A 6,459-nucleotide genomic window follows, 5' to 3' on the forward strand; every position below is an offset into this window, starting at 1 on the left:
CTACCACACCCGGTCAACCCCACCCCACCAGCAAAAACCAAGATGAAAAATGCCCAATGAGGGTTCGGCGGTCGCCACCTCGTGCGACACTTGCTTCTCGTGGTGGGTGAGGCCGGAAAAGGAGGAAATACGGTCGATGACATCGTTGACCTGTGCGAGGGGGATGTCCGGTACGTCGGCGTGGTGAGAATGGCCGCGGGCCGCGCGCACGACCAACGGGTCCAGCCGCCACACCGCACTAGTGCGGGAAGCGGCCGAGCGGGCGAGTAGCCGTTTCAGCGCCTCGCCGACGTCCACCCTGGAGAGGCCGGGCAGCGCCGCCAGCAGTTGGGCCGGGAACACGGTCGTCCCGGTGCGGTCGGCCAGGCGCAGCAGGGCCAGTTCGACCGGTCCCATCCGGTCGACGAGGCGACGGACACTGCCGAACAACAGGTCGGTGACTGCTCCAGCGGTGTCCAGTTCCGTGAGGAAGGACGTGTACGAGGACAGGCCCTGCCTGTCCTGGAGGTGCTCACCCACGGTGACCAGCGCCGCCGCATTGCCACCCAGACGGCGCAGGATGTGCTCCCGCGCGCAGCGGTCCGCCGCACTCTCGGTTGGCCGGTAGCGGTCGAGCAGGGTGGCCCCGTCGGACTCAGGGAGCGGACCCACATGGACTACTGGCATCAGGCCACGGAAGACGTCCTCGTTGCTGACCAGCACGGTCCGCGCCAAGGTATCCGTGGGGAATGGCAGGTCCAGGATCTCGGGGCCGACGTCGTCCGGCACGTCGTCGATGATCCACAACGTCGAGGTGCCGGTGCCTCGCAGGTGCTGGGCGATCGAGTCGGCGAGCCGATCCTCGCCGACCGCGGCGGGGTCAATGCCGAGCTCGGGTGCGATGCGGCGCAGTTCGCGCGCGTATCGCTCACCCAGCGCATCCTGTCCGGCCAGGCTCAGCCAGTGAGTACCGCCGGGGAAGGCGGCGGCGAAGCGCCAGGCATAGTTGGTGACCAGTGAGGTCTTGCCGGCACCTGGCAGGCCGCACACGGCTGCGAACGCCCCGCAGGCCGTCTCTTGAATGAATGGGTAGTCCGCCGCGAGCAACGCGGAGTGCAGGTCCCAAAGTTCTCGGTAGCGGCCGACGAAGTTGCGCACCCTGCTCGCCCGGGGGGCTGACCAACCCAGGTGCCGGGCGGGTAGAACCTCGCCGACCGGTCGATCGATCTCCGCAACCCGTTTCATGACTTGCCGTGCGAGCCCGACGACCCCGGTCGAGGGAAGCACGAACTTGGCGTCTGCCAGCTCGATCGGTCGCAGGTGATCGGTGTCCCGCTCGGGATTGATCACCATGATCCGTCGGCAGGGGCTGCCTTCGCGTTGTCCGGCTAGAAAGACCGTCATGAGCTCACGCTGGCACGCCGGCCGGGTCGCGTAGTCGGCGGAATAATAGGCGACCAGCGTTTTCGTCGTTCTCAGTGCGTGCTCGATACCATCGGTGATTCCAGTGAACGGTTCGATCCCATCCTCGTCGAGGAACACCCGCAAGCCGAGTGCACGCAGCTCCGTGGCGAGTTCTCGGCCCGGTTCCCGATCCGCGCCTGAGAACGACAGAAAGACGTCATAGATCGGTTCCACCAGGTAGTACAGTCCTCTCTCTTCGACACTGCGGGCTCATCTCATCGGGTGACGCCTTCACCCAGTTGCCCCCAGGGTTCACCATCAGTACCAGTTGGCACCTCGAGTCGAGCCGTTACATTGTTTCCTGCATGGTTGGCAACGGCGAACAGGGCGAATCTGGTCGCCTGTGTGTGCCCGATGCCCGACCATCTAATGGGCGGGCTGGCGGACTGTAGCCGCAGGAGGGGGCGCGTTGAAGGACCGGGCTGCATTCGGTGCCAGAGTGCGGGAACTGCGATTGGCCAGCGGCCTGTCCATGAAGGACTTCGGCGACCTTGTCCACTACAGCAAGCCACAGATCAGCCGGGTGGAGCGCGGGCTCGCCCGGCCGACGACGACGTTTGCCGCCGCCTGCGATCGGGTGTTCGGCACCGGAGACGAACTGGCCCGCGCGGCCGCGGTGCTCGCCATCGGGGTCCGGCGGGCTGAGGGCGAGCCGAAGTTCGACCTGCCCGCCGGCCCACGCCGATTGATCGGTCGGGACACCGAAGTGGAAGCTGTCCGCCGGCACCTCAAGGCTGCCGATGGCCTGCGTACGGCGCACGCCTGCATCTTGTACGGGATGCCGGGTGTAGGTAAGACCGCCATTGCTCTGTGGGTCGCGGAGCTGATGCACGACGAGTATCCCGACGGCCGGGTATACCTGGACATGCAGGGGTATAACCTGGACCACAGTCCGGTGGGTGAGGATGAGGCGCTCGACCGCGTGCTGCGCCGCCTCGGCGTGTCGGGTGAGCTGGTACCGCGCTCCACTGAGGACCGGCGGGCATTGTTACGGCAGAAGCTGGCCGGTCGTCGGGTGCTGTTGATCCTCGACAACGTGCGGAATGCTCCGCAGGTGACCGGCCTGCTGCCTCCGAACGGCCGTTCGGCGATGATCATCACGAGCCGGCAGGCGCTGACCGCCCTCGACGCCGCGGAGCACCGGAAGGTGACCGCTCTTGCCCCGCGCGATGCGGTGGAACTGTTCCACTGGGTCGCCAGGCTCTCCCCGGAGTCCGACGAACGCGGGGATCCGGCTGTGGTCGCCGACATCGCCCGGATCTGCTGCGAACTGCCGCTGGCGCTGTGCATCGTGGCCTCGCGGTTCCGGGACAACCCGGTGCGACGGCTGGAGGACGTCGCGGCGCGGTTGGCAGATCAGACCGCGCGGTTACGCGAACTCGATGACGGTGTTCGGAGCATGACCGCCGTGTTCGACGCGTCCTATACGACTCTGTCTGATGCCCAGCGGGCCATGCTCTCTCTGATCGCGCTGCACCCCGGGCCCCGGGTGGACGCATATGCGGCGGGCAGCCTCGCCGGGGTCGCACCAGCGGCTGCCGAGGATCTGCTTGACGGGCTGATCAGGTCGGGGATGTTGGAACGGCATTCGAGCAATGCTTACCGGCTGCACGACCTGCTGCGCGACCATCTACGCCAGCCGGAAGTCGGCATACTGTCCGAATCGGAGGCAATGGCCGCCCGGCGTCGGCTGTTCGACTACTGCCTGCATTCCGTCGCGGCGGCGGACACCCGTATCAACGAGCACCGCTACCAGGTGCCCCTGGAGCCGCCGTCGTCGGCGGTGACTGTGCAGGAGTTTCCGGACGCGAATACGGCCAAGGGGTGGATGGACCGGGAGGTCGACAACTTCCTGCCCATCGTGCAAGAGATGAGCGAGCGCGGAGAGAGCGGAGCCTGCTGGCGGTTCGTCTACTACCTGCGGGGCTACTTCTACGCCACGAAGCAGTGGGAGCTCATGACCGCCTGCTACGAGCGGGCGCTCGAGTCAGCCGGGTCCCAGGACCACCAGGTGGTGGCGATCGTTTTGAACAACCTGGGGCTGGCCTGCGCACAGCTTGGCAGGAGGGACGAGGCGATGCGGCTGTACGCCAGGGCACGCGACGAGTTCGTCACGGCCAAGGATCCTTACGGTGAGATGAACGTTGTGGCGAACCACTCCTGGTTGGCCCATGACAACGGGGAGTACGAGTCCGCGCGCGAGCTGGCCCGGACGGCGTGGAACTTCTACCGCGGCCGGGAGCAGTATTCCAACGCCGCGATCGCCCTGGACTGCATCGCTCGCTGCGAACTGGAGCTGGGACTTCTAGTCGAGGCAGAACGGAACTTCTCCCGGGCCTACGAGGATTTCGTGGCGCTCAACTTCCGGGACGGTGACACCGCCCAGTTGCTGTCCCACCTTGGCGAGACGGAGTTCCGGCTGGGCAACTTGGAGAAGGCTGCCGAGTACTACCAGCAGGCCATCCAGCTCGCTCGATCCGGTGAAGCACCGCAGGAGGAGGCGGTGGCCTTCGAGGGACTGAGCCGCGTGGCTACGGCCCAACGCCGAGTGGTCGACGCCGATGCGCATTTCGCTGCGGCGATCGCCCTGTACGAGGAAGTGGGTGCTGCCGAGAATGCGGAGCGGTTGCGCAGCGAACGGATTGCGCAGAGCAGAGAGACAGAGATGACGTCCGATTCAGAGGGCCAACCGAGGGCGTCGACGAAAGCGGTTGCCGGGCAGTCGGTGCGCGTGCTGGCGGTCAACGACGAGTGGACGTCCCGCAACGGAGGTTTGAGCACGCTGAACCGCGAGCTCTGCAAAGCGTTGGCCGCACAGGGAATCGAGGTCTACTGTTCGACGCCATACGCCTCCGAAGATGAGCGGCGCGACGCCGAGTCGGTCGGCGTGCACCTGGTCCACCCGCCGCCTGCGCTGGGTGCCCCCGAGTCCGCGCTGTCCCGGCTGCCGGGGCTACCTTCGGGGGTAGTGCCGGACTTCGTCATCGGGCACGGTCGCAAAACCGGCGAGGCTGCCTTGTGGCTGGTGGAAGACCATTTCCGGGACGCGAAGCTGTTGCACTTCTTCCACGTGATCTCCGACCGCGTGGAGTTCGAGAAGGAACACGGCCTGGGCAGCGATCCGATGGCGGCGGCCGAGCAGCGGATCCAGGACGAACTGGTGATCGCCCGAAGGGCCGATCTGGCGATCGGTGTCGGCCCAGCGCTATACCACTACCTGCGCGACCGGCTGCACGGTTCGGGCGCCCCGGAACCGCTGCGGTTCGACCCGGGCTTCGACATGATGGAGCCGGCGCTGGGACCTCCGCCGCCGAGCGACACCGTACGGATCCTGCTCGTCGGACGACTGAGTCTACGCGAAGCACGGTTAAAGGGCCTGGACATCGCGGCCAGGGCACTCGGACACGTGCTGATGCAGCGAGGGCCGAACGACCCTGAGGTGGAACTGGTGCTGCGTGGTGTCGAGGCTGGCAGCGGAAAGGCGTTGGCCGCCTCGATCCAGGACTGGGCCGAAGTTGCGTCGCTGCGTGTCGTGCCGCGGCCCTATTCCGCCGACACGGCGACGCTTAGCCAGGATCTGCACCAGGCGCATCTGGTCCTTATGCCCTCGCGGACCGAGGGGTTCGGGCTGGTGGGCTTGGAAGCGATCGCCACCGGCGTCCCAACGCTCGTCAGCAAGCAGAGCGGCCTGGGCGCACTGCTGGACGAGGAGCGTGCCGAACTGTCGGTGGAGCTTTCGCCCCGGGTGATCCCCGTGACCAACAACGAGCAGGTGGACACGCTGCGCTGGGGCGACGCGATTTCAGCCGTGCTGAACAGTCCGCGTCCCGCGTTCTCGGCGGCTAGGGCATTGCGCGTGGAGATGGCGACGAAACGAACCTGGGCTATGGCCGCCGCCAACCTCGTTCAGGCGATGAAGTCCCTGCTCGGCGGCTCCTGATCGATCGAGCAGCCATGACTGCGCGAGCAGGAGAATCCCCGCTAGCGCGTAGGCCAGAGGTCTCATGGAGCAGGCGCACGCCATTGCGTGGGATCCTCGAATCGGTGGCCTGTCATAGAGTCCGACGATATTCTCGGGATAGATTGGATCCGTCGCAATCGAAAGCCATTATTTCGACAGGGAGGGGCGGAGCGAGGAAGCGACGCTCTATGGTTTTTGGGCAACGACCAGTACGGCACCGGATTCTGGGATATTATCGACCATATCCGCCGGATCAGACCGGCATGTGGAGCCGAATCATGCGCAAGAGGTTTCGGAGCATGTTGACGGTGTTCGCGGGAATGTCTTCCGGATTGAAATGCATAATGTCGTTTCGGATGTCACGAATTGTTCCCAGTCGCGCGCAGAAGTGAGTGCGGTCCAACTTAGTGTTCAAGCGTTCCCATGCCTTGGGGTTCTGCAGGGTTCGCTCGTAGTCGCCCATGGTTAACTGGTCGAATGAGGTGATTTTTCGTGATCCCGAGGAGTCGCACAGTGCGACAACGTCGGAGAGAGGAATGTGCGTGCTTATGATATGTCGCAACAGTTGGTCCAGTTCTCCGATTAGGAAGAACGGTGCTGCCATCTCGCCGTACGCGTGTGCCAGATCGGTTGCCGTCACGATGCCGTTGACTTCGTTCACTTCGTTGCGGACAAAGACGAATCCGACGCTTTGAAGTACGCCCAGGACATCCACCAGTTCTCGGTCGTATGAGATTTCTGGGGCCTCGATTACGCAAGCATGCAGTGTGGCGCAAGGGTCGATATGTCTTGCGATTGCGATCGACTTCCATGTGACCGCGCCGACCAGTTTGCGCTTATTGGTGGACAGCACTGGTAACTGAGAGAAGTCGTCAATCTGCATCAGTGTGATTGCCTGCTCGACAGTGCTGTCTGGTGTTACGGCAGTGATCCCGCTGAGAGCTGACGGTACATTGCCGACCTTAATCCCGATCTGAGGTGGATGACCATCGTCGGCGTCGGCGTCGGCGTCGGCGTCGGCGTCGGCGTCGGCGTCGGCGTCGGCGTCGGAATCG

The 6,459-nt window shown here is 64.9% G+C and carries 3 protein-coding genes; 1 reads left to right on the forward strand and 2 read right to left on the reverse strand.

Annotated features, from left to right (window positions below; all coding sequences use genetic code 11):
- Complete coding sequence (locus tag FXO23_RS42600; RefSeq protein ID WP_246258367.1) at positions 1-1,617, reverse strand: tetratricopeptide repeat protein; 1,617 nt, start codon at positions 1,615-1,617, stop codon at positions 1-3.
- A gap of 235 nt (positions 1,618-1,852) precedes the next feature.
- Here FXO23_RS42600 and FXO23_RS42605 point away from each other — a divergent pair, with 235 nt between their 5' ends.
- Complete coding sequence (locus FXO23_RS42605; RefSeq protein WP_246258369.1) at positions 1,853-5,383, forward strand: tetratricopeptide repeat protein; 3,531 nt, start codon at positions 1,853-1,855, stop codon at positions 5,381-5,383.
- A 274-nt stretch (positions 5,384-5,657) separates the two neighbouring features.
- Here the strand turns inward: FXO23_RS42605 and FXO23_RS51215 are convergent.
- Positions 5,658-6,459 (reverse strand): CBS domain-containing protein (locus tag FXO23_RS51215; RefSeq protein ID WP_218952319.1); only part of this gene is annotated, 802 nt, incomplete at its 5' end.

Origin of the sequence: Amycolatopsis anabasis (genome assembly GCF_009765355.1) — a bacterium.
GTDB lineage: Bacteria > Actinomycetota > Actinomycetes > Mycobacteriales > Pseudonocardiaceae > Amycolatopsis > Amycolatopsis anabasis.